Source organism: uncultured Sulfuricurvum sp., from assembly GCF_937936435.1.
In the GTDB taxonomy this organism is placed as follows: Bacteria; Campylobacterota; Campylobacteria; order Campylobacterales; family Sulfurimonadaceae; genus Sulfuricurvum.
In genome coordinates this window covers 1-3,154 of the sequence record NZ_CALDDG010000093.1, presented here as the reverse complement: position 1 = coordinate 3,154, position 3,154 = coordinate 1, and the positions used below count along the sequence as shown (strand labels likewise).

General features: G+C 49.0%; 4 protein-coding genes. All 4 read left to right on the top strand.

The window, feature by feature from the left end; translation table 11 throughout:
* Window positions 1–26: 26 nt before the first annotated feature.
* Window positions 27–1,295, top strand: a complete 1,269-nt coding sequence (gene coaBC, locus Q0389_RS09220) for a bifunctional phosphopantothenoylcysteine decarboxylase/phosphopantothenate--cysteine ligase CoaBC (RefSeq protein WP_298693683.1) — start codon at window positions 27–29, stop codon at window positions 1,293–1,295.
* Window positions 1,292–1,972: a polyprenyl diphosphate synthase gene (gene uppS, locus Q0389_RS09215; protein ID WP_298693682.1), complete on the top strand. Its 681-nt coding sequence runs from the start codon at window positions 1,292–1,294 to the stop codon at window positions 1,970–1,972. The genes coaBC and uppS overlap by 4 nt, the downstream gene beginning before the upstream one ends.
* A complete protein-coding gene (locus Q0389_RS09210) occupies window positions 1,972–2,721 on the top strand; it encodes an A24 family peptidase (RefSeq protein ID WP_298693681.1) in 750 nt (249 codons plus the stop codon). The genes uppS and Q0389_RS09210 overlap by 1 nt, the downstream gene beginning before the upstream one ends.
* The coding region (locus Q0389_RS09205; RefSeq protein WP_298693680.1) for an LptF/LptG family permease at window positions 2,714–3,154 on the top strand (441 nt) is incomplete at its 3' end. The genes Q0389_RS09210 and Q0389_RS09205, both read left to right, overlap by 8 nt.

Sequence of the window (3,154 nt, the reverse complement as noted above, 5' to 3'; positions counted from 1 at the left end):
ACCCGATTTTTCGGCAAAGGGAAAGAATGCTGATCCCAGAACATCTCTTAAGCGGTAAAAAAATTCTTCTCGGGATCACCGGTTCGATCGCAGCGTATAAATCGCTCGAACTGCTGCGCCTCTTCATCAAAGCCGGTGCCGAAGTTCGTGTCGTAATGACTCCCTCCGCCAAAAAATTTGTTGCACCGCTCAGTTTCGAAGCGCTGAGCCGCAATCGTGTTCTCGATGATACCAACGAGTCGTGGGCGGATGATTTCAACCACATTAAAATCGCACAGTGGGCAGATCTGCTCGTCATCGCTCCCGTCACCGCCAACACCATCGCCAAACTCGCCAACGGTATCGCCTATACGATTCTCACCCAATGCGCCCTCGCCTATCCCGGGATCAAGCTTCTCGCCCCATCGGCGAACACCAACATGATCCAAAACCCGATGATTCAAGCTTCTCAAAAAATGCTCGCCATCGCCAACTACGAGATCATCGCAACGCAGACCAAAGAGCTGGCGTGCCAAGTCGTGGGGGATGGCGCTATGGCCGAACCGCAGGAGATTTTTTGGCACAGCGCCCGAATATTGCTTAAAAACGATTTTTGGAGCGACCGCCGTGTCATCGTAACGGGGGGAGGAACGATAGAGAAACTCGACGACGTACGCACCATCAGCAACCGCTCCAGCGGAAAAATGGCTTCCGCACTCGCAACCGCCCTGTTTTTACGGGGAGCGGATGTCAATCTGATCGCTACGCGGTTCGAATCCAACCTCCCCTCTTCGATTCATACCATCGATGTCGAAAGTTCCGAAGAGATGGGGGAATATCTTACCGATTCGATCCGCATCGCGAAAAAAGGGAAACTCTCCAAAGCCTCCCTCATCCATGACGCTCCGATAACTTTGATCCAAAAAGAGCCATATTTATTTATGGCGGCGGCGGTAAGCGACTATATCCCAGAACATCCGCAAAACGGAAAACTCAAAAAAGAGATGATCGGAGAGCACTGGAACATTCCGATGAAACAAAATGTTGATCTGCTCGCTACCTGCGATAAAGAGGGGATCAAGACGGTTGCGTTCAAAGCCGAAACCGATCCCTCGGTCGCAACGGAAAATGCTGAAAATCTTTTGAAACGCAAAGGGGCTGATGCCGTATGCCTTAATATCATTGACGAGACCAATCCGTTCGGCAGCAATACCAACCGCATCGATTTTATCACTGCGCATGAAAATACGCCTCTCCCTAAAAACGATAAACTCACCCTTTCCCTCGCACTTTTAGAAAAAGCAGAAAAACTATGAGTAATCAGCCCCGACATATCGCCATCATCATGGACGGTAACGGCCGCTGGGCATCGTTACAGGGGAAAAATCGCACCGCCGGTCATGAAAAAGGGGCGGAAGTCGTCCGAACGATCACCACGTACTGCGCCGATCATAGCGATGTCGAGCGTCTGACCCTCTATGCTTTCAGCACCGAAAACTGGAAACGTCCGAAGCTCGAAGTAGAATTTTTGATGAAGCTTCTCGAACGCTTTCTCAAAAGCGAACTTCCGGCGTATGTCAACGGTAACATCCGATTCGAACCGATCGGTGATCTCTCCATCTTTTCGCATTCGTTACGCAAAATGATCGATGAAGTTCAGGAAAAAACCGCGGGATGTACCGGACTGGTACAGAGTCTGGCTCTAAATTACGGAGGAAGAGACGAGATTGTGCGGGCAGCCGGCAAACTCCAGCAAAATTTTGAACCGATCAGCGTCGAATCGCTTGCCAAGGCTATCGATTGTGTGTATGATGTCGATTTATTGATACGCACGGGCGGCGATCACCGTTTATCGAACTTTATGCTTTGGCAGGCTGCATATGCAGAACTCTTTTTTACCGATACGCTCTGGCCGGAATTCACGACCGATGAACTCGAAACAATTATCCAAAAATTTAGAACCGTCGAACGGCGCTTCGGAGGATTAAGCTGATGGAACTTCTTTTCGTCTTTATTTTAGGAGCGGTAATCGGCTCTTTTTTAAACGTAATGATTTTACGGATACCGCGCGACGAGAGTGTTTCATTTCCCGCTTCACACTGCATGAGCTGTAATACCCCTTTGCGTGTCTGGCACAATATCCCTATCCTTTCATGGTTGTTTTTACGCGGAAAATGTGCTTTTTGCGGGGCTAAAATATCAAAACAATACCCTATTATCGAAGCCATCAGCGGCGTTATCTTCGTTCTCAGCGCTATGAAACTCGGTTTGACCTTTCATGCCCTTGGAATCGCGGTGACCTTTGATCTGCTCCTTGTCCTCTCCATGATCGATTACCATTACAAAATGGTCCCCGACAGCATCAATCTCAGCGCTCTTACCGTCGCCATGTTCAGTGCGACTACATTGGGCGAAGTAGGTTACAATATCACCAATGCGCTCCTCTTCGCGGGCGGATTCACCCTACTGCGGTTTTACCTCTCTTATGCCATCAAAAAAGAGGCGATGGGAGAAGCCGATATTATGATTGCCGCAACGATTGGCGCACTTTTGGGGATCAAGCTCGGCCTCGTAGCCATCTTCGTCGGTGCACTCCTCGCACTCCCGGCATTGCTGCTGACTCAAGACGGCAGTGAAGAGTCCAAGCAGCTCCCTTTTATTCCCTTTTTGGCAATGGGGTGCTGGATCGTACTGATGTTTGATACGTATGTCAGCGCATATTTGGCGGGGCTTTATGGATAAATTACGTTTTTACATCACCAATCATCTTTCGATCCTGTTTTTCTCGATTTTTTTACCGTTATTTGCAATCGCTTCGGTCATTTTTATGATCAAACTCGCTACCTATACCTCGATGATCCAGCTCAGCATTGCGGAGATGGGAGAGCTCTATCTGTTCGTCCTTCCCGAACTCTTTTTTTACACCCTTCCGATCGCTTTTGTGGTCGGTGCGGCGCTGACGCTGTATCGTCTTTCTAACGACAACGAAATGGTCGTCGTCTTTTCGCTGGGTATCTCCCCTTCATTTGTCATGCGTATTTTGGCAAAACCGGCCATTATCCTCTCTTTGGTGCTGTTGGTCGATTATCTGGTCGTCACCCCTTATATCAAGATCATCTCCAGTAATTTCGTCGACCATAAGCGTTCCGAAGCACGATTCAACCTGAGCGCTTCG